This is a genomic window from Chryseobacterium sp. FW101-FHT12H09 (assembly GCF_058790395.1).
Genome location: NZ_JBYTCP010000001.1, coordinates 873,304 through 892,748, shown reverse-complemented (window position 1 = coordinate 892,748; position 19,445 = coordinate 873,304). Strand labels below are relative to the sequence as shown.

The 19,445-nt window shown below is 34.7% G+C and carries 17 protein-coding genes; 11 read left to right on the top strand and 6 right to left on the bottom strand.

The window, feature by feature from the left end; genetic code table 11:
- Positions 1-26: 26 nt before the first annotated feature.
- Positions 27-689, bottom strand: coding sequence for an HAD family hydrolase (locus tag AC3WRL_RS04040; RefSeq protein WP_214832595.1), 663 nt, complete (start codon positions 687-689; stop codon positions 27-29).
- A gap of 206 nt (positions 690-895) precedes the next feature.
- Here AC3WRL_RS04040 and speB point away from each other — a divergent pair, with 206 nt between their 5' ends.
- The 4 genes from speB to AC3WRL_RS04020 all read left to right on the top strand — a co-directional run bounded on the left by speB (position 896) and on the right by AC3WRL_RS04020 (position 4,023).
- On the top strand, positions 896-1,750 hold the full coding sequence (speB, locus tag AC3WRL_RS04035) for an agmatinase (protein WP_214832593.1): 855 nt from the start codon (positions 896-898) through the stop codon (positions 1,748-1,750).
- A gap of 68 nt (positions 1,751-1,818) precedes the next feature.
- Positions 1,819-2,676: a bifunctional helix-turn-helix domain-containing protein/methylated-DNA--[protein]-cysteine S-methyltransferase gene (locus tag AC3WRL_RS04030; protein ID WP_492329787.1), complete on the top strand. Its 858-nt coding sequence runs from the start codon at positions 1,819-1,821 to the stop codon at positions 2,674-2,676.
- Positions 2,677-2,699: 23 nt separating this feature from the next.
- The gene (locus tag AC3WRL_RS04025) at positions 2,700-3,410 is read left to right on the top strand and encodes a class I SAM-dependent methyltransferase (protein ID WP_492329786.1); all 711 of its coding nucleotides are present in this window, start codon (positions 2,700-2,702) and stop codon (positions 3,408-3,410) included.
- A 4-nt stretch (positions 3,411-3,414) separates the two neighbouring features.
- A complete protein-coding gene (locus tag AC3WRL_RS04020) occupies positions 3,415-4,023 on the top strand; it encodes an alpha-ketoglutarate-dependent dioxygenase AlkB family protein (RefSeq protein ID WP_214833201.1) in 609 nt (202 codons plus the stop codon).
- A gap of 37 nt (positions 4,024-4,060) precedes the next feature.
- On the opposite strand, the gene AC3WRL_RS04015 is transcribed toward AC3WRL_RS04020, so the two are convergent.
- The 3 genes from AC3WRL_RS04015 to AC3WRL_RS04005 all read right to left on the bottom strand — a co-directional run bounded on the left by AC3WRL_RS04015 (position 4,061) and on the right by AC3WRL_RS04005 (position 7,004).
- Entirely contained in the window at positions 4,061-5,920 is a 1,860-nt protein-coding gene (locus AC3WRL_RS04015) for a CocE/NonD family hydrolase (RefSeq protein ID WP_492329785.1), read from the bottom strand.
- Between the two features lie 170 nt (positions 5,921-6,090).
- Complete coding sequence (locus tag AC3WRL_RS04010; RefSeq protein ID WP_214832584.1) at positions 6,091-6,510, bottom strand: SH3 domain-containing protein; 420 nt, start codon at positions 6,508-6,510, stop codon at positions 6,091-6,093.
- Between the two features lie 5 nt (positions 6,511-6,515).
- The gene (locus AC3WRL_RS04005; RefSeq protein ID WP_261511181.1) at positions 6,516-7,004 is read right to left on the bottom strand and encodes a BON domain-containing protein; all 489 of its coding nucleotides are present in this window, start codon (positions 7,002-7,004) and stop codon (positions 6,516-6,518) included.
- A 202-nt stretch (positions 7,005-7,206) separates the two neighbouring features.
- On the opposite strand from AC3WRL_RS04005, the gene AC3WRL_RS04000 reads away from it, so the two are divergent.
- Positions 7,207-8,457, top strand: coding sequence for a dicarboxylate/amino acid:cation symporter (locus tag AC3WRL_RS04000; RefSeq protein ID WP_214832581.1), 1,251 nt, complete (start codon positions 7,207-7,209; stop codon positions 8,455-8,457).
- 15 nt (positions 8,458-8,472) lie between these two features.
- A complete protein-coding gene (locus AC3WRL_RS03995; RefSeq protein ID WP_492329784.1) occupies positions 8,473-9,192 on the top strand; it encodes a phytanoyl-CoA dioxygenase family protein in 720 nt (239 codons plus the stop codon).
- A 181-nt stretch (positions 9,193-9,373) separates the two neighbouring features.
- Here AC3WRL_RS03995 and AC3WRL_RS03990 read toward each other — a convergent pair whose 3' ends face one another.
- Complete coding sequence (locus tag AC3WRL_RS03990; RefSeq protein WP_492329783.1) at positions 9,374-12,175, bottom strand: GH92 family glycosyl hydrolase; 2,802 nt, start codon at positions 12,173-12,175, stop codon at positions 9,374-9,376.
- 93 nt (positions 12,176-12,268) lie between these two features.
- On the opposite strand from AC3WRL_RS03990, the gene AC3WRL_RS03985 reads away from it, so the two are divergent.
- Entirely contained in the window at positions 12,269-14,611 is a 2,343-nt protein-coding gene (locus AC3WRL_RS03985; protein WP_492329782.1) for a TonB-dependent receptor domain-containing protein, read from the top strand.
- A 14-nt stretch (positions 14,612-14,625) separates the two neighbouring features.
- On the opposite strand, the gene AC3WRL_RS03980 is transcribed toward AC3WRL_RS03985, so the two are convergent.
- Positions 14,626-15,087, bottom strand: a complete 462-nt coding sequence (locus AC3WRL_RS03980) for a hypothetical protein (protein WP_261511185.1) — start codon at positions 15,085-15,087, stop codon at positions 14,626-14,628.
- A 156-nt stretch (positions 15,088-15,243) separates the two neighbouring features.
- On the opposite strand from AC3WRL_RS03980, the gene AC3WRL_RS03975 reads away from it, so the two are divergent.
- From AC3WRL_RS03975 to AC3WRL_RS03960, 4 genes are all read left to right on the top strand, one after another.
- Positions 15,244-16,353 carry an Mrp/NBP35 family ATP-binding protein gene (locus AC3WRL_RS03975; protein ID WP_214832575.1) on the top strand — a complete coding sequence of 370 codons (1,110 nt, stop codon included), beginning with the start codon at positions 15,244-15,246 and terminating at the stop codon, positions 16,351-16,353.
- Positions 16,354-16,397: 44 nt separating this feature from the next.
- Positions 16,398-16,646, top strand: a complete 249-nt coding sequence (locus AC3WRL_RS03970) for a NifU family protein (protein ID WP_214832573.1) — start codon at positions 16,398-16,400, stop codon at positions 16,644-16,646.
- A gap of 112 nt (positions 16,647-16,758) precedes the next feature.
- The gene (locus AC3WRL_RS03965) at positions 16,759-17,325 is read left to right on the top strand and encodes a serine protease (RefSeq protein WP_492329781.1); all 567 of its coding nucleotides are present in this window, start codon (positions 16,759-16,761) and stop codon (positions 17,323-17,325) included.
- A 28-nt stretch (positions 17,326-17,353) separates the two neighbouring features.
- Entirely contained in the window at positions 17,354-18,937 is a 1,584-nt protein-coding gene (locus AC3WRL_RS03960; protein WP_214832569.1) for a flotillin family protein, read from the top strand.
- The last annotated feature ends 508 nt before the right edge of the window (positions 18,938-19,445 follow it).

Below are 19,445 nucleotides of genomic sequence, written 5' to 3'. Positions count from 1 at the left end.
AAGGGTTCTCAGCTGAGAACCCTTTTTTACTCAAAATAATTTGAAATCTTATCTAATTCCAATTCAGTATAATCTGAAACGATAATATTAGCTAAAGTATAATCTTGATTAAGGGAATGTTCGCTTTTATAGGCTGCGCAGAAAATATTGGCATTGTGGGCTGCTAAAATTCCATTTGTAGAATCTTCAATTACCATACAGTTTTCAATAGGTTCACTGGCCATTTCTGCTGCCAGAAGAAAAACTTCAGGATGAGGTTTTGATTCTTTTAATTCAGCACCACTTATTTTTCCATTGAAATATTTTTCAAGTTCAAATTTATCAAAAACCATATTTATAGTGATCATACTTGCAGATGATGCAACGATTAATTTGATTCCGTTTTCATAATAATGCTCAATTAATTTTCGTACTCCAGAGATCAAATCGAAATCTGCATCATTGTAGAAATAATCTTTAAAATAATCCCTTTTGATGTTGCTAAGTTCTTGATAGGTATAATTAAGTCCATAAGTTTGAATTAATATTTCACAAACTTTTTTGGTAGAATATCCGGTAAATGAAGTGTATAGGTCTTCTGATACTTCAATTTTCAGATCGTTAAACATTTTGAAATAAGCTTTTCTGTGCAATGGTTCTGTGTCTACTATAACCCCATCCATATCGAAAAGCACAGCTTTTAAGGACATATTTTGTTTTTGCAAAAATAAGGTTTAATATTTAAATAATGAAGGAAGGAGGAAGTTAGGAGTTAGATTTAAGTTTTAGCTCTTGTCTATTTGTATCTTAATCTTATTTCAAAAAATTCAGGGACCTTGCTTCCGACTTCCAACTTCTTTGTATCTTTGTTGCTCAGTATTTCAAATTTTAAATCATTTAATTTTTAAATAAAAACATGAAAACATACGCGGGAATTCCTGAAGAAAATGCATCATTAGAAAACTCAAAAGTAATGTTGGTAACAGTTCCTTATGATGGAACCTCAACGTGGGGAAAGGGAGCAGATAAAGGTCCTGAATTATTCCTTGACGCTTCTGAAAATATGGAGCTTTATGACATTGAGACAGGAACTGAACCTTATTTGGAAGGTGTTTATCTAGGTGGAGAAATTTCTGAAAATTCTACACCGGAGGCGATGACAGAAGCTGTTTATCAAAAAACAAAAGAACTGTTACAGAACGATGGTAAATTGTTTACACTTTTTGGTGGTGAGCATTCTGTTTCTATTGGTTCTATCCGTGCTGTAGGTGAAAAATATGAGAACTTAACAGTCTTACAATTAGATGCCCATACAGATTTACGCCCTGAGTTCCATGGTTCTACCTCCAATCATGCTTGTGCCGTTTTTGAAGCCAATCAGAAGCACAATCTGGTTCAGGTGGGAATCCGTTCAATGGATGTTGAAGAGTACCAATATTTGCCTGAAGGAAGAGTGTTTTTTGCTCATGAGATTGCAGTAAATGAAAACTGGATCAATGATGTATTGGAGAAGGTTTCTGGTAATGTTTATATTACGATAGATTTAGACGCTTTTGATCCTTCCATTTGTCCTTCTACGGGAACTCCGGAGCCTGGCGGTTTACAATGGTATCCGACATTAGAATTATTAAGAATGGTATTTGAAAAATGTAATGTAGTTGCTTTTGATATTGTAGAATTAATGGATTCTCCAATGGCTAAGCCTAGTGCTTTCCTGGCAGCTAAATTATACTATAAAATGTTAGCTTATTATCACATTAGCAAAGGCTAAAATTCCACAAGAATCGGATTTTTTCTGCGGAATTTTCTTTGGAAATTTGTGAGATAAAATACAAAGATATGTCTACACAAAGTCAAATAGATTATAACCGAATTGCGAAAGCGATAGCGTATATCCAAAGTAATTTTAAACTTCAGCCAAGCTTGGATGAGGTAGCAGAAAAAATACATCTGAGCCCCACTCATTTTCAGAAAATATTTACTGATTGGGCTGGGACAAGTCCGAAGAAATTCTTACAATTTATTAGTCTGGAACATGCAAAAAGTCTATTGAAAGAAGAAAAACTCAGCATATTTGATGCAGCTTATGAAACGGGATTTTCCAGTACCAGCAGGCTTCATGACCTGTTTGTAAACATAGAAGGAATGTCTCCTGCAGAATATAAAAATGGTGGAAAAAACCTTGTGATCAACTATGGCTTTTCCGAAAGTCCTTTTGGAAATGTTATCGTAGCTTCCACTGAAAAGGGAATCTGCCATCTGGCTTTTGAAAACGATAAAGAAACGGCATTAGGAAACTTGAAAACTCAGTTTCCTAATGCTTCTTTTTTTGAAAAACATGATGAGCTTCAAAAAAATGCTCTTTCAATTTTTGATAAAGATTGGAACAGATTAAACACTATAAAACTTCATCTTAAAGGTACCGACTTTCAGCTTAAGGTCTGGGAAGGGCTTCTCTCTATTCCAATGGGTAAATTATCAACGTATGGTAATCTGGCCGAAAAGATAGGGAATGCTAAAGCTTCGAGAGCAGTAGGTACGGCAATAGGGAGTAATCCCGTTGCTTTTCTTATTCCTTGTCACCGTGTGATCCAATCTTCAGGAAATATGGGAGGCTACCGTTGGGGAAGTGATCGAAAACAGATGATTATCGGTTGGGAAGGTTCACATACTTCTAATATGGCTAATTCAATCTAGAAAGCATAATATAAAATAAAAGCATGATTAAAAATAAGATCATATCTGCTTATGAAGAGATCGCTGAGAAATACAATGAGCTGATTGATCATAAGCCGCATAATGCATATTATGACAGGCCTAATACACTGGAGTTAATTCAGGATGCCAAAGGGAAGATTATCCTTGATGCAGCCTGTGGTCCGGGAAAATATGCTGAAATATTATTGTCTGAAGGTGCTATAGTAAAAGGTTTTGATATCAGTTTAAAAATGGTGGAACTTGCACAAATAAGAAATAATAACAAAGAAGATTTTTTTGTTCATGACTTGTCTTCACCCTTCGAAATGTTTAATGATGAAAGCTTTGATACTGTTATTTGTACATTAGCCCTTCATTATGTAGAAGATTGGAACCTTACGATTAAAGAATTCTACAGAGTATTGAAACCTGGCGGAAGTCTTGTTATATCGATTGAGCATCCTTTTTTTGAATACAATTACTTCAAATCAGAGAAGTATTTTGAAATTGAGCATGTGAATTGTACATGGAACGGATTTGGCGATCCCATTGAAATCAACAGTTTCAGACGACCGCTTAGCGAATGTATAACTCCTTTAACTGATAATGGATTCTATATTGATAAACTAATCGAACCTAAACCAACAAAAGAGTTTGAAAAACTTGATCCAAAACATTATAAGGAGCTTAATGAGTTTCCTGCCTTTATGTGTATCCGTGCAATAAAAAAATAAAATGATGAGTTTATTTGAAGAAATATCAGATTTTCCAATTAATATCCTTCCCAATGATGGAGTAGTCAATTATTATGGCACCGTTTTCTCTAAAGAAAAGTCGGATTTTTACTATGATTATTTATTTAATCAGATTCCATGGGAAAATGATCAGGCAGTGATATTCGGTAAGTTGATTTTAACTAAAAGAAAGGTTGCATGGTTCGGGGAAAGGGCTTTTGAATATACATATTCCAACAGAACGAAATATGCAATACCATGGACTCCTGAATTATTAGAATTAAAGCTAAGATGCGAGGAAGTTTCAGGGGAAACCTATAATTCCTGTCTGCTGAATTTGTACCATGATGGAAGTGAGGGAATGGCTTATCACAGTGATGGTGAAAAAGATTTGAAAAAACATGGTGCAATTGCTTCTGTAACATTTGGAGCAGAAAGAAAATTTTTATTTAAACATAAGGAAACCAAAGAGAAAGTAGAAATCTTCTTAGAAAATGGCAGCTTATTGGTGATGAAAGGAGCGACACAGGACAACTGGCTCCACAGACTTCCGCCTACTACGAAGGTGAAAACTCCCAGGGTTAATTTGACGTTTAGAACGATTGAAGAATGAAAAAAGGTGGCTGAGATTCTCGAAGCCACCTTTTTTTTTATTTTATAACCTCAGCTTCAATAGCGCTGTCATTGTAAATTTTAATAAAAGCCTTTGTATAATCTTCCTTAGTCGCCATATTCGGATTATCCATAAATTTCTGTGGATTTACAGAAAAGAGCGGGAACCAAGTGCTGCTGATCTGGATCTGGATCTTATGTCCTTTTTTAAAGGTATGAACAACATCCTGTAACCTAAAGTTAACGGCTGTTTTCTGATTTGGTACCAAAGCCTCTGCCTTTTCTCTTGAATTTCTAAACCTTGCAGGCATAATCTCACTTCTTACCATTTGATGATAATTGCCGTAAATAACACCATCTTTCTTCTCTGTTGGCTTAAAATCTTCCGGGTATATATCAATTACTTTTACAGCAAAGTCAGCATCTGTAGAAGTAGATGCAATGTTTAATTTAGCCATAATTTCACCGGCAAATGTCATATCTTCTGATAAAGCATCTGTTGTAAAGGTAATAACATCTGGTCTTCCTTCTGCAAACCTTTGATCTTCCGACATATAATTTCTGGGAGTAAAGCCATTAAAATCTTTCAGACTTGAAGAACTTAATACCGGGTTATTTGGATCACTGTAATATTCTGAAAATCCTTGATCTGAAACATTTTTCAGAGTTCCGTTAGTAAGATAAAAATTAATCTTTTTAGCCGCTTTTGGAGGATAGGTTGCAAACTCTTTCCATTGCTTTGCTCCGGTATCATACATCATTGCTTCTGGAAGACCTGCATCCTGTTTTGTATTTCCTTTTAGATAATGATTAAAAAACTTGGTTTCAATATTTTTCTGATAATAGGTTGCAATACTGTCTCCAAAATAGATCTCATTGTGGAAGTGTTTACCCATTTCCTGAGACCATCCACCATGAGAGAAAGGTCCCATCACAATAGTATTTTTTGCTTTTGGGCTTGTTTTTTCAATCGTTTTGTAAATGTTAAGTGGTCCGGATAAGTCTTCCGCATCAAACCATCCACCAACGGTCATTACAGCATGGTTTACATTTTTAAGATGAGGAAGTAGGCTTCTTTTCTGCCAGTATTCATCATAGTTAGGATGATTCATTATTTCGGTCATAAAGAAGTTGTCTTTGTAATACTTATCGTAACCGTCTTTTAAAGTTCCCATATCTCTGTAGAATTTTAAACCGTCTTCAGAAGTAGGCTTGATAAAAGTATCCATGTACCAGGCCTGCTTTTCAGCTTTGGTCTTCTGAACTCCAAAAACCGGGAATGTTCTGAAATAACCCAGCATAAATCTTCCGTTGTGAAGGAAATCATCATTCCAGAAATCTGAAATTGGTGCCTGAGGAGATGAAGCTACCAAGGCAGGGTGATCAGCCAGAATTCCTACAGCCGTATAAAAACCAGGATAAGAAGTTCCGAATTGTCCTACCTTTCCATTATTATTTTTTACATTTTTCAATAACCATTCTATAGTATCATAGGTATCTGTACTTTCATCTACATCTTTTTTAGTTTTTCTTTCTACCTGAGGGGTCATATTGGTAAAAGTACCTTCACTCATGTATCTTCCACGCACATCCTGATATACAAAGATATATTTGTCCTGCATCAGATATTGATTAGGACCCACTTTGGCCTTGTATTCATTCTCTCCATAAGGAGCAATACTATAGCAGGTTCTCTGCATTAAGAATGGATATTTATTTTTGTTTGTGATGTCTTTTGGGATATACACTGCTGTGAAAAGCTTAATACCATCACGCATAGGGATATAAAATTCCTGTTTTGTAAAATTGTCTTTTACAAAAGTGTCCTTTTGGTTGGTATTTTGTGCGTTTCCAAGGATGAAAAAGAAAATAAATAAAATGGAAATATGGATTTTCATAAATAAAATTTGTCGCTAATTTAAAAATAAAAACGCTTTGACCATGATAAATATTGCTTTATCAGTGTTAAATCACAAGAAATGATCAGAGTTACACAGGCTATTTTAGATTTGTAAACAAAAAAAATCCCCGAAATAAATTTCAGGGATTCAGTATTTATTATAATGAATTAAGCTTTCAAGTATCTTGAATAAGCATATCCTTCCTGTCCATCAGCAGTTTTTACTTTCCACCAATCATCAGAAGTTTGTTCAATTAAAGTTACCGAAGAACCTTTTGATGCTTTTCCTACAACAGCAGCTTCAGTAGAAGGCTCCTGTCTGATGTTAAGGTTTGAATCCTCAGTAGCAACTGTAAGTGCTGCTCCAGAAGCAAGACCTGCAACCTGTACGTCAACATTGATATCTGAAGCAGAATAAGTAGAATCAATAGTTCCTAAAGCATTCCATACTGCATCTTTTGCTGCTGTATTAGAAGCTGCTCCTGAAATATATAAAATTCCATCCTGTTCCTGAACCTGAAGATTTGAAATTCCTGCAGACTGAGCTGCTGAAATAACCCCTGAATATTTATCTTGTAATGTACTCATTTTAATTATTTTACAGTGTAATTATAGTTTACTTTTCCAGCCTTTAAAGCATCTACAGACTGCTTGATTTTTCTAGCTTGCTCTTTAGAAACATTTCCTGTAAGTGTTAATTCACCATTTACCACTTCTACTTTTACAGAAGGGAAATCTTTAACAGCATCCTGAACTTTTTTCTGAACAGCCGGATCTACAGCTGAAGTTGTTGCTACGGGAGCAGCAGTAGCTTCAGGAGCAATAGTAGACATATCCATAACATCTTTTACTCCATTTACTGCTTTAAGTTGTTTGATCATAGCATCTTTAGAAGCCTGATCCGGGAACGTTCCGCTTAAGTGTGCTACACCTTCTTTTACTTCAACAGAAGCGCTAGGGTTCGACGTTACAATTGTTGTAGCTTGTGTCTGAAGATCTGCATCAGAAACTTTCTTTTTACAAGAAATAGCTCCGAAAGATACTGCCAGAGCAAGGGCAGCCATTGCGATTGTTTTTTTCATAGTTGTATATTTAAATGTAATGTATTGATACTATAAATATAATAATAAAATTTATACCAAATGATTAAAAATTAGCTAAATGTTTCTTAATTTTTTTACAATGTTTTTAAAATCAGCGTTTTAATTTTGCCTATGTTCCAATTTAATAAGTAGTACTGAACAATTTAAAAACTATTATATTTGCGAAAGTTGAACTATTTATATGAAAGGACAAAATAAGCTGTTTATAGCAATTATTATTGCACTTATCTTGGGTGTAGGAATTGGAGGGGTTATTCATGTGCAGTACCCGGAGAGTGCAGAACCTTTTTCTAAAAATATCAAATTATTAGGAACTATTTTTATCAGACTTGTTCAGATGATTATTGCTCCGTTGGTATTTACAACGCTAGTGGTTGGTATTGCTAAAATGAGCGATATCAAAATGATCGGAAGAGTAGGAACAAAGGCTATGCTATGGTTTATTTCCGCATCTCTGATGTCTCTTTTTATTGGATTGATACTTGTAAACTGGCTAGAACCCGGACATGTGACCAAGCTGCCTATTCAGGATGCGGCTTCAGCCGAAGAACTCTTGAAAAGCAGCAAAGGATTTTCTCTTGAGGATTTTGTAAAACATGTTATTCCAAAAAGTATATTTGAAGCTTTTGCAACCAATGAGGTTCTTCAGATCGTTGTATTTTCAATTATGTTTGGGGTTGCATTAGCTAACTTGGGTGAAGAGTATGCACAGCCGGTTATTAAGTTATTTGATATTGTTGCTCATGCTATTCTTAAAATGGTAGGGTACATCATGTGGTTTGCTCCGTTTGGAGTACTCGGCGCAATTGCTGCAGTAGTCGCTATGAATGGCTTTGAGATATTTAAAGTATATGCAGTCTACCTGAGAGACTTTTTCTTTGCACTAGCAGTTCTTTGGCTGGTTCTTTTATTGGCTGGTTACCTTATTTTAGGAAACCGTCTTTTTGAATTACTGAGAAGAATTAAAGCACCTTTACTAATCGCTTTTTCTACTACAAGTTCCGAAGCTGTATTCCCAAAATTAGTTGAAGAGTTGGAAAGATTTGGATGCAACAGCAGAGTGGTATCTTTTATTTTACCTCTAGGATATTCATTCAATCTTGATGGAAGTATGATGTATATGACATTTGCTTCGATCTTTATTGCTCAGATTTATGGGATAGAAATGACATTGGGACAACAGATCACAATGCTTTTGGTTCTTATGCTTACATCAAAAGGAATTGCCGGGGTACCTAGGGCTTCGTTGGTCATTATTGTAGCTACCTGTTCTATGTTCGGAATTCCACCGGAAGGAATTGCCTTGATTTTACCTATCGATCACTTCTGTGATATGGGAAGAAGTATGACTAATGTTTTAGGAAATGCTTTGGCGACATCTGCAGTATCAAAATGGGAAGGGCAGCTGGAAAATCCCGGCGTGGAGTCGTAATAAGCGTAGGCTTTAATGAGAGGATATGATTTGAAGGCTTCTAAGAGTGAGGTTGTAGAAAATGGCTTTGCTGTTATCAATAACATCTTTTCTGATAAAGAAATTGAAGGTATAGTTAATGTTATTCAGGATACGGATACGTCAAAAAATACGTTTAGAAAATCTGAAGACCTGTTTGCTATAAGACAGTTCTTAAAAGAAATTCCTGAAGTTACAAAACTTGTTTTCACGGATCGGCTTAAAGACATAATAAAAGAAGTTTTCGGAGATAAATATTTTGCAGTAAAAAGTATTTATTTTGATAAACCGGAGAAATCCAATTGGTATGTGGCTTATCATCAGGATCTGACTATTTCAGTGGATAAAAAACTCAATTTACCTAACTTTGGACCCTGGACGACTAAGCAAAATCAGTTTGCTGTTCAGCCACCCTTGGATATACTTGAAAATATATATACTATAAGAATTCATTTGGACGATACAGATGAGCATAATGGTGCTTTAAAAGTTGTTCCGAAATCCCACGCCAAAGGAATTTACAGACCAGAAACAATAAATTGGGGAATAGAGACTGAAGAGAATTGTAAAGTGAAAAAAGGTGGTATAATGATTATGAAACCTTTGCTTCTTCACGGCTCAAACAGAACAACCAATTCTAAAAAAAGAAGAGTAATTCATATTGAGTTCTCGGATAAGGAACTGCCGGAAGAACTTCAATGGTCAGAAAGAATATAGTTATAGCCATTGATTCTATCTGAGCTTCGGCCTCAGAATAAAGCGTAAAGACAATGAAGAATCTCTATAGTAACTACTAAACATAATACAACACATTAGGAGATTTCTCCTGTGCTCAAAATGACATAAAAACCCGCCTTTGATTTGAAGGCGGGTTTTATTTAATTAAAATCTGGAAGAATTATTTTATAGAAATTTCATCCACAAATAGATAAGAGTCACCACCCGCGCCCTGATGCCATTCCGGAAGTTTTCCAAAATGATGGGCTTTTACTTTTATATAACGGGCTTCAGTGGGTAAAATATCTGCTGTAAAATCTTTGACCTGAACTTTTTCATCTTTAGGATCAATAGTATTATCAATGGTTTTAAGGAGAATAAAATCTTTACCATTCATAGAAGCATAATACTCAACCTTTTTAGGCATTAAGATCCAGGCTCTGCTATCCTGAAGATAGGTCGAAGATAAATTTTTGATCTTTTGTGGAGATTTAAAATCAAGGATGGCTTCAAAAGTCTGTCCCTGATAGCCTTGCCATTCACCTTTTCTCCAGTTTTCAACACCATTAATACCATCGATAAGGGCAAGTTTCCCACCTGCTGTATATTGAGGATTTACAGTCGAGTTTACGATAATATCCCAATGGTTAGGCCTTCTATTGTAATTCGCTGAGGTGATAGAACTTTTTTCACCATTCCTTTCGGTATAGGTAGAAACTTGAGTGGTTTTGTTAATGGTAAATGGACCTTTATAGGTCGTAAAAGTTTTTCTTACATTCTTATCATTTTCATCCATTGTCATATAGTATACCTTATCCTTTTCATTCAATGGGGTAATTTCCACTTTAGTAGAAAATTCAAAAAGCCTATCTGCTGTGATAACAGGTGATGCCGTTTGTTCCGTGTATTTAAAATCTTTTACAGGTTTTATATTTTCGAATCCCAGTCTTTTCAGCTCCTCTTTGCTTGTATTCTTGGTAATGGTTTTTGTGGTTCCATCTTCCAGATGAATTTTAATTTCATCAAAATAAGGAGTTACAGTTTCCCATTCCGGTTTCCCTGGAGTTACGGAATAAATACCTATGGAACTTAAGATATACCATGCACTCATTTGCCCGCAGTCTTCATTTCCGATCAATCCATCTGGAGTATTTTTATAGAAATTATCAAGGATATATTTGATCTTTTCTTCTGTTTTTTGCGGCTTGTCAACAAAGTTATACAGATAAGCGATATGATGGCTTGGTTCATTGCCCTGTGCATACTGTCCTATAAGTCCGGTAATGTCCACCTGTTCTCTTCCAGTTGTCGTATTAGGTGCAGCGAAAATAGCATCAATAAACTGTTCAAACTTTTCCTTCCCACCATGAGCCTGAATTAACCCCGGAATATCCTGTGGAACAAAATAAGAGTAATGCCATGAATTTCCTTCTGTATAATTGTTATTAACTTCTCTAGGCTCAAAAGGCTCATACCAGTTTCCGTTTTTTCGGGCCTGCATAAAGCCGTTTTTCGGATTGTAAAGATTCTTCCAATTCTGAGAACGTTTCATGAAATATTGATAGTCTTCTTTTTTATTTAAAATTTTTGCCATTTGAGCAATACACCAGTCATCATAAGCATATTCCAATGTTTTAGAAACACTTTCATGTTCATCGTCAATGCTGATGTAGTTATTTTGTTTGTAGGCATTTAATCCAAAAATATCCAGCATAGCCGAATTTTTAGACGCTTCGAATGCTTTTTCATAATTAAAACCGGTAATTCCCTTCGCCATCGCATCTGCAATTACAGAAACAGAATGATATCCGATCATACATTCAGTTTCATTGGAAGCCAGTTCCCAGACAGGAAGTTTTCCACCCTGTTCATATTGTCTGATAAAAGTATTAATGAAATCAGAAGTTCTTTTTCTATCAATTAAGGTCATTAAAGGATGTGTTCCTCTGAAGGTATCCCAAAGTGAAAAGACAGAGTAGTAATCAAAGTTTTTAGTTGCATAAAATTTATTATCCCTCCCTCTGTATTTTCCATCAACATCCATATTGATATTTGGCTGCGTAAAAACATGATACATTGCAGTATAGAAAATACTTAGTTTGTTTTTATCTTCCGACTTCACTTCAATTTTCGAAAGTTCCTTATCCCAATCCCTTTTTGCCTGTTCCTTTATCGTCTCAAAGTCATTGGATTTTCCCTCAGCCAACATGTTTTTTGCAGCACCCTCATAACCCGTCGGGGAAAGGGATACTTTTACGTAGATCTTTTCTCCTTTTTTAACAGCTGTTGAAAATGCCAAAGCTAACTTTGTTCCTGTATAAAGATTATTTTCCTGCTTTCCATTCGTTTCTATTTTTGAAATTTTCATCGGTTTTGAAAACTCAATTCTGGCATATATATATTGATTGGTAGCCCAGGCTTCACTCCTTCTGAAAACTTCAATGGTTTTGTCATCAATGACTCTTACTTCACCTTCAAGAAGTTTATCCCTATGATTTAGGTCTAAGATAATGTTGGCATTTCCAACATTATTAAAGATATATTCGTGATATCCGACTCTTTTAGTAGTGGTTAAACGGACATCAATATTATTTTTATCCAGTTTTACGGCATAAAATCCTGCCGTAGCTTTTTCATTTTTATGAGAGAATTTTGAAGAATAGTCTTTGTTATTAAGACTTGGATTTCCCATAGTAGGCATCAGCATAATATCACCATAATCTGAAACTCCGGTACCATTAAGATGGGTATGAGAAAAACCATAGATTACTGAATCAGAATAATGATAACCACTACATCCATCCCAACTGCCATCTACTCTTGTGTCAGGTGAAAGCTGTACCATTCCAAAAGGAACAATAGCTCCGGGAAAGGTATGACCATGACCTCCGGTTCCTATAAATGGATTAACATGTTGAGAATAATTCTGGGAATAAATAATCTGAGCAATAAATAAAGAAAGAATAATGAAACTTTTTCTCATAAAATAATTTTATGCTAGCGAATATATTGAAAAATACACGAACTAAAATGTAATAAAGGGAAGATAAGACTTGTCCTAATAAAAACGATAACAATGAAAATATTTTTAGTTTCAGGATTGATATTATTTCCAATTTTTGCGATATCTCAAACTATAACAGGGAAAATCCATCAGGATAGAAATGAAGCATCATATATTGAAGTTATTGCTGTTAAAGATAAGTACAGACAAACAGCTATTTCAGATGAAAACGGAAATTATACATTAAAATTACCTGAAAACGGAGATTATAATATTAAACTTATTCAGGATGGAGCTGAGGTTTTTACTACCAGTATTGTTGTAACCATGGATACAAGAAGGGATTTTACAATTGAGAAAAGACAGGAGAAGCAGATTGAGAAAGTTAGTCTTACTGCCAGAAAAAAGCTTATTGAAAGAAAAGCAGATCGGTTGATTTATAATATATCTGCCTCTGTAGCTTCACAGGGAATGGATGGGATAGAAGCTCTTGGAAATACACCGTTGATCAAAGTGGATGAGAATTCAGGTATTTCTATGGCAGGAAAAAGCGGATTAGCAGTAATGATCAATGAAAGAATCTTAAATCTTTCCGGAAGTGAGCTTATCAATTATTTAAAAAGTTTAAGATCAGAAAATATTGAAAAGATAGAAATAATTACAGCACCTCCGGCAAAATATGAAGCGCAGGGAAATAGTGGCTTAATTAATATTGTTCTAAAGAAAAATCAAAAACTTGGATGGAACGGAAGTTTAACTACCAGTTTAGTCCAGACAACTTATACAGGTGTTTCTAATGCAGCCACGATTAATTATCAAAATGAAAGACTGCGTTCTTCACTTAAATTAAGGCAATATGATAATGAGAAAAGATCATATGAAAATTATAAAATTATTGGAGAGGATGGATTGGTAAGTTCAGATAAGAGAAGAGACTTTAGTGATGGGATAGGTGCCAATCTTAGTGTAGATTACCAAATTAATACGAAATCAAATACCGGATTTATTTATGATATTGGTTATGGTCATTCGAATATGGATATTTATAATACCTCAGATTATTTCCAAAATGGAAACTATACGAATACATTATTAACCTATGCAAAACACCGCTCAAAAAGTAACCAACAGACAATAAGTGCCTATTATGACCTTAAATTTGGAAAACAAGATAATAAGTTGAGCATTACAGGTAATTACTTTTCTAATATTCCAGAAAGTAATATCAATTTTACAACTACTGAGAACTCAGGAAGCAATTCCGTAGTGAGAACACCCTCTACTGTGGATTATAAAATCTATTCTGGACAAGCAGATCTCTCATTGCCTTATAAGTTTGCAAAAATAGAGAGCGGGGTGAAGTTTACCAATTTCGATAATAATTCTGATGTAGCCTATCAAAACCTGATCAATGGAAACTATATTACAGATCCTGGCAAAAGCAATATCTTTGAATATAACGAGAAAAATTATGCAGCTTATTTGAGCATGGAAAAAGAATTTAATGAGAAGTGGACAGCGAAAGCAGGTCTTCGATATGAATATTCTACTGTAAATGGGAATTCTGTAAATTCCAGTCAGACAACCAGCAATTCTTATGGTCAATTATTTCCGACCGCCTACGTTACCTATAAAAGCAATGAGAATAATACCTTTAGCATTAATTATTCAAAGAGGATCAACAGACCTGGGTTTAGAGCAATTAATCCCTATCGCTGGTACATTAATGTAAACTCATATTTTACAGGGAATCCTGTACTGAAGCCTTCGATCAATCATAATTTTGAATTGTCTTACATTTATAAAGGAAAATTATCAGCTACTGCCTATTTTCAAAGAATTTTAGGTGCATTTGGCCAATTGGTAAATCTGGAGGGAGAAAGCAGAATAAGTACTTTTGATAACTATTACAATCAAAACAGTGCAGGAATAACATTGAGTTATTCAGATACTTTTTTAAAACTATGGGAGGTTAATTATTCGGCAGATGTATCCTATATGAAAACACATGTTTTTGCAACAGACGCAGCATTTTCAAAGGGAAATGCTTATACAATGGATTTCCAGAATAACCTATCATTGAATAAAGCTAAAACCATACAGCTAATCCTAAACTACTGGTTACGTTTGCCTTCTAGTTTTGGAAATACCTACTCTTATTTTGTAGGAAACTTTACCTCAGGAATTAAACTCAATCTGATGGATAAGAATCTTCAAATGAACCTGGTAGTTTCAGACATTTTCAGGCAAGCAAAAAGCAATGGTGAGATATATTATACCAACTCAACCCATTTTTATGATAACTACTATGATGGAAGAAGACTTAATCTTTCATTAACTTATAATTTTGGAAACAAAAAAATAAAGGGAACAGATCGTAATATAAAGTTTGATGAAAAGAACAGAGTAAATTAAATCAGCATACTAATTTAAACCTCACCTTCAAACAGATGATCTAAATATTGCTGTTTGCTGTTTTCTTCTCTATCTGTCCCTAAGAATTTTTTCCATGCCTGTGACTCATGATATACAATTCCCATTTCCCAGACACAATAAGTAGGTATATGATTGCTTTTTCTTTCCCAGATTTCAAACTTTCCTGAGCCATCATAATACACACTTTCCCATAATTCGTTTTCATTTCTCCAGGTGCAAACTAAGAGGAGGTAGTTTTCGCCACATCTATGAAGAATAATAAACCCTAAATCATTTATATTCTGAAATTTTTCATCAGAATTTTCTATACATGCTTTGGCATTCATAATATCCTGAGTAGATATATTTTCAATATTCTCTGCCAGATTATACCATTTGAATCTTGTTTTTCCAACTTTAAAAGTATCTTGATGAGAGGCAGTTTTGGAAGGATATGAAGTTATTTTTGTGTCCATTTTTCTGTGATTTAGGGATTGTTTTTTTTAGGTGGGTCTTTAAAAAAATTAATTAGGTGTTTTTTGTGATGCGATTTATCACCTTGAGTTATAGATTTTATTCATTCTAAATTATAGAAAAATTACGTAAATTTGTAAACAATTTATAGCAATTTTATGTTGACGAAAGAAAAGGTTCAAGATTTCCTTAAAGAAATAGAAGTAGATGATTTAGTAAATAATATTCAGATTGTAGGGAATGATGTTTATATAGATATGACAGCTCATTCACCGGCAATGCATGAAAAGAAAAAATTAGAAGCTGCCATGAAGCAGGCTTTTGCAAGTGAGTTTGGAGAAGAGATTCATTTAAAGCTTAAAATTGTTTCTCCTGAACCTAGCGAAATTCAACAAAGCCAGATCAAAGGAAAACAAATTTCAGGAATTCAAAATATTATTGCGATTGCCTCAGGAAAAGGAGGAGTTGGTAAATCTACCGTTGCCGCAAATATGGCCGTTACTTTAGCTAAAATGGGCTTTAAAGTAGGTTTATTAGATGCTGATATTTATGGACCATCTGTTCCTACGATGTTTGATACTGAAGGGCAGAAGCCTATTTCTGTGGAGGTTAATGGAAAGAATCTAATGAAGCCTGTAGAAAACTATGGAGTGAAAATGCTTTCAATAGGTTATTTTTCCGGAGCTAATCAGGCAGTAGTCTGGAGAGGTCCTATGGCTTCTAAGGCATTAAATCAAATGATAAGAGATGCTGATTGGGGTGAATTGGACTTTTTATTAATTGATTTACCTCCGGGAACTGGTGATATCCACTTGTCAATTATTCAGGAAGTACCTGTAACGGGTGCCGTAATTGTAAGCACACCTCAACATGTTGCTCTGGCAGATGTAAGAAAAGGGATTGCCATGTTCCAGATGGAAAGCATAAATATTCCGGTTCTTGGATTAATCGAAAATATGGCGTATTTTACACCAGAAGAATTACCTGATAATAAATATTACATCTTTGGAAACCAGGGAGCACAATATTTAGCTGATGATTTGGGAATTCCGGTACTGGGAGAGATTCCGTTGATCCAAAGCATCAGGGAGGCAGGTGATGTTGGAAGACCAGCAGCATTACAGGAAAACTCTAAAATTGCAGAGATTTATACTGACACAGCACGTAAAATGGTAGAGAGTCTTGTTGAAAGAAATAAAAGTCTTCCACCTACTGAAGCTGTAAAAATTACAACAATGGCCGGATGCTCACCAAAGGCAAAAAAATAATATTTCAAATTAATTTTTGAAAAAACCGAATTGAACTGAAAAATATGGAAACAAACGTAGCACACGAAGATACTGTAACAAGAGTAATGGAGGCTTTAGAAAGTATTCGTCCGTTTTTAAATAAAGACGGCGGGGATATTGAGCTTATTGATGTGAAAGATAGCTCAGTTTATGTAAAACTTTTAGGAAACTGTTCCGGGTGTTCTTTGAACTTTTCAACCCTGAAGCTGGGCGTTGAAAATACAATTAAACAACACGCTCCGGAAATCGAAAAGGTAATAAGCGTAGAGTAAAAGAAAGTTTATAGATATTAAGAGACAGGTTTTTTAAGCCTGTCTTTTTTTATTGCTCTCCTTTTCGGAATTATAAGGTAGTTTTTGTTATATTTGTGAAAAGCACATACTTATGTTTGGATTTTTAGAAAATTTAGAACCTCTTAATCAAGGCTTTTGGTATATTGCTTTGGCTGCCAGTTTAATATTTTTATTTCAAACGATCCTTACTTTTATAGGTGGTCATTCTGATGGTCTTCATACAGATTTTACAGGTGATGCTGGTCATGGTGATACCCCTTTTCAGTTATTCTCTTTCAGAAATTTAATTAATTTCCTCCTGGGATTCGGATGGGGTGGTGTAGCATTCTACAATTCAATAGGTAGTAAGGCATTGTTATTTGTGGTAGCGATCCTTATTGGAACAGTTTTTTTATTTATATTTTTTATTCTTATTCTTCAAATTTTAAAATTAACAGAAGACAATACTTTTAAGATGGAAAATCTTATTGGAAAAACCGGTGAGGTCTATCTTACTATTCCAGCCAATATGAGTGGCAAAGGAAAGATTTTGATTTCTGTAAATGGAGCCAATCATGAACTTCAGGCTATGACAGAAGCAGAGGAAAGTATCCCTTCAAGTCATTCGGTAAGGGTGATATATATCTACGATAAAATTCTTGTCGTTTCGAAAGTCTAATTAATTATCAATATTTTACAAACTATATATGGAAATTCCCGGAACTCTTATTCTCACAGTTGTAATAGTCGTTGTGCTATTCGTTACATTCCTAGCGCTTATTTCGCGATACAAAAGATGTCCTTCAGATAAAATCTTAGTAATTTATGGTAAAACAGGTGGAAGTTCTGCAAAATGTATTCATGGCGGAGGTGCTTTTGTTTGGCCGGTAATTCAGGATTTTGCTTATTTGGATCTGAAGCCAATTTCTATTGAAGCTAATCTTACCAATGCACTTTCACGTCAGAACATCAGGGTGGATGTGCCATGTCGTTTTACGATTGCTATTTCTACGGAACCTGATTCCATGGGAAATGCAGCAGAACGTTTATTAGGTCTTTCCCCGGAGCAAATTCAGGAGCTTTCTAAAGATATACTGTTCGGTCAGTTACGTTTGGTTATTGCAACAATGACCATTGAAGAAATTAACTCAGACAGAGATAAATTCTTAGATAATATTTCGAAAAACGTTGATACCGAATTAAAGAAGATTGGTTTAAAATTAATCAACGTAAACGTTACGGATATCAGGGATGAATCCGGATATATTGAAGCTTTAGGTAAAGAAGCTGCTGCTAAAGCGATCAATGAGGCGATTATTAGTGTTGCAGAGCAGACTAAAATCGGAGAAACAGGAAAAGCGATTGCTGATCGTGAAAAAGACACTCAGATTGCCGAAACGCAGAGAGATCGTGATGTGAAAATTGCCATCACCCAAAAAGATAGAGAAGTAAGTATTGCTGCAGCAGGAAAGGATGAAGCAATCGGAAAGGCAGAAGCAGCAAAAGAAGCACGTATTGCAACTTCCTTAGCCAACTCTATCGCTGTAAAAGGAGAAAACGAAGCAAAAATTACCATTGCAAACTCTGATGCCGAAAGAAGAGAAAAAGAAGCTGAAGCGCTGAGAATTGCTACTGCAGCCGAGAAAGTTCAGGCCGCAAGATCATTGGAGGAATCTTATCTTGCCGAACAGAAAGCCGAAACAGCCAGGGCTGAAAGAGAACGTTCTACCCAACAGGCGAATATTGTCGTTCATGCAGAAATTGCAAAGCAAAAGGCAATCATTGATGCACAGGCAGAAGCTGAGAAAATAAGAGTTCAGGCAAAAGGTGAGGCAGACGCTATTTTTGCTAAAATGGAAGCTGAAGCAAAAGGTCTCTACGAGATTCTGACAAAGCAAGCTGAAGGTTACGACAAAATAATACAGGCAGCTGGTGGTGATACGAACAGTGCATTCCAGTTATTGTTAATTGAAAAACTTCCTGAATTGGTTAAAACCCAGGTGGAAGCTGTTAAGAATATTAAGATCGATAAGATTACAGTATGGGATAGCGGAAATGATAAAGATGGAAATACTTCCACAGCTAACTTTGTTTCAGGAATGATGAAATCAGTTCCCCCATTGAATGATTTATTTAATATGGCGGGATTAAATTTACCGGATTATCTAAAAGGAAAACCGGAAGAGGTTCAAAAGGAGATTGTTAAGATCATTGAGAAGAAAGAAAAGAAGAATTTTGATGATATGACTTTGGGAAATGAAGCTCCAAAAGATGATTCTTCAAAGGGTTAAAAATGAAGTCCATATATCTATATATTTAAATATTTATATTCAATTTCCGATTTTATTAATTTATTCAATTATAATAATATAATATGTTTAAAGACAGGTTTTTAGAACCTGTCTTTTTTTTGTGATCTTTACTCAAGAATATGTGATTAATAATTAGAATTAATATTAAATTCATATAGAAATAATTCTATGTTTTTGTGAGTTTTATTAATGTTACTTTTGTAAAAAATTTATTTACAACACTATATGAGGCTTTTCTTACTCCGGCTATGCTTTTTATTTTCCTATTTTGATGTGCAGTACTTTTCAATTTGGTCTCAATCAACCAATGAAACGATATATAAGAGACCAAAAAGTATTACAGGAAATAATTATGGCTTAATATGGCTTGTGAATATAAATGCAATTTCCATGACTACGATTGTATATTAATTGAGACTAAACCAAAATTGATCGTTACTAGGATTATAAATGCGAGACAACTGGGAGTCATTAAAATTGACAATTC

Bases quoted from the DNA above. Each gene is read 5' to 3' on its own strand.
- AC3WRL_RS04000 (WP_214832581.1), top strand. From the start codon at position 7,207: ATGAAAGGACAAAATAAGCTGTTTATAGCAATTATTATTGCACTTATC.
- AC3WRL_RS03975 (WP_214832575.1), top strand. From the start codon at position 15,244: ATGTTGACGAAAGAAAAGGTTCAAGATTTCCTTAAAGAAATAGAAGTA.
- AC3WRL_RS04025 (WP_492329786.1), top strand. From the start codon at position 2,700: ATGATTAAAAATAAGATCATATCTGCTTATGAAGAGATCGCTGAGAAA.
- AC3WRL_RS03980 (WP_261511185.1), bottom strand. From the start codon at position 15,087: ATGGACACAAAAATAACTTCATATCCTTCCAAAACTGCCTCTCATCAA.
- AC3WRL_RS03960 (WP_214832569.1), top strand. From the start codon at position 17,354: ATGGAAATTCCCGGAACTCTTATTCTCACAGTTGTAATAGTCGTTGTG.
- AC3WRL_RS04005 (WP_261511181.1), bottom strand. From the start codon at position 7,004: ATGAAAAAAACAATCGCAATGGCTGCCCTTGCTCTGGCAGTATCTTTC.
- speB (WP_214832593.1), top strand. From the start codon at position 896: ATGAAAACATACGCGGGAATTCCTGAAGAAAATGCATCATTAGAAAAC.
- AC3WRL_RS03965 (WP_492329781.1), top strand. From the start codon at position 16,759: ATGTTTGGATTTTTAGAAAATTTAGAACCTCTTAATCAAGGCTTTTGG.
- AC3WRL_RS04030 (WP_492329787.1), top strand. From the start codon at position 1,819: ATGTCTACACAAAGTCAAATAGATTATAACCGAATTGCGAAAGCGATA.
- AC3WRL_RS04040 (WP_214832595.1), bottom strand. From the start codon at position 689: ATGTCCTTAAAAGCTGTGCTTTTCGATATGGATGGGGTTATAGTAGAC.
- AC3WRL_RS04015 (WP_492329785.1), bottom strand. From the start codon at position 5,920: ATGAAAATCCATATTTCCATTTTATTTATTTTCTTTTTCATCCTTGGA.
- AC3WRL_RS04010 (WP_214832584.1), bottom strand. From the start codon at position 6,510: ATGAGTACATTACAAGATAAATATTCAGGGGTTATTTCAGCAGCTCAG.
- AC3WRL_RS04020 (WP_214833201.1), top strand. From the start codon at position 3,415: ATGAGTTTATTTGAAGAAATATCAGATTTTCCAATTAATATCCTTCCC.
- AC3WRL_RS03970 (WP_214832573.1), top strand. From the start codon at position 16,398: ATGGAAACAAACGTAGCACACGAAGATACTGTAACAAGAGTAATGGAG.
- AC3WRL_RS03985 (WP_492329782.1), top strand. From the start codon at position 12,269: ATGAAAATATTTTTAGTTTCAGGATTGATATTATTTCCAATTTTTGCG.
- AC3WRL_RS03995 (WP_492329784.1), top strand. From the start codon at position 8,473: ATGAGAGGATATGATTTGAAGGCTTCTAAGAGTGAGGTTGTAGAAAAT.
- AC3WRL_RS03990 (WP_492329783.1), bottom strand. From the start codon at position 12,175: ATGAGAAAAAGTTTCATTATTCTTTCTTTATTTATTGCTCAGATTATT.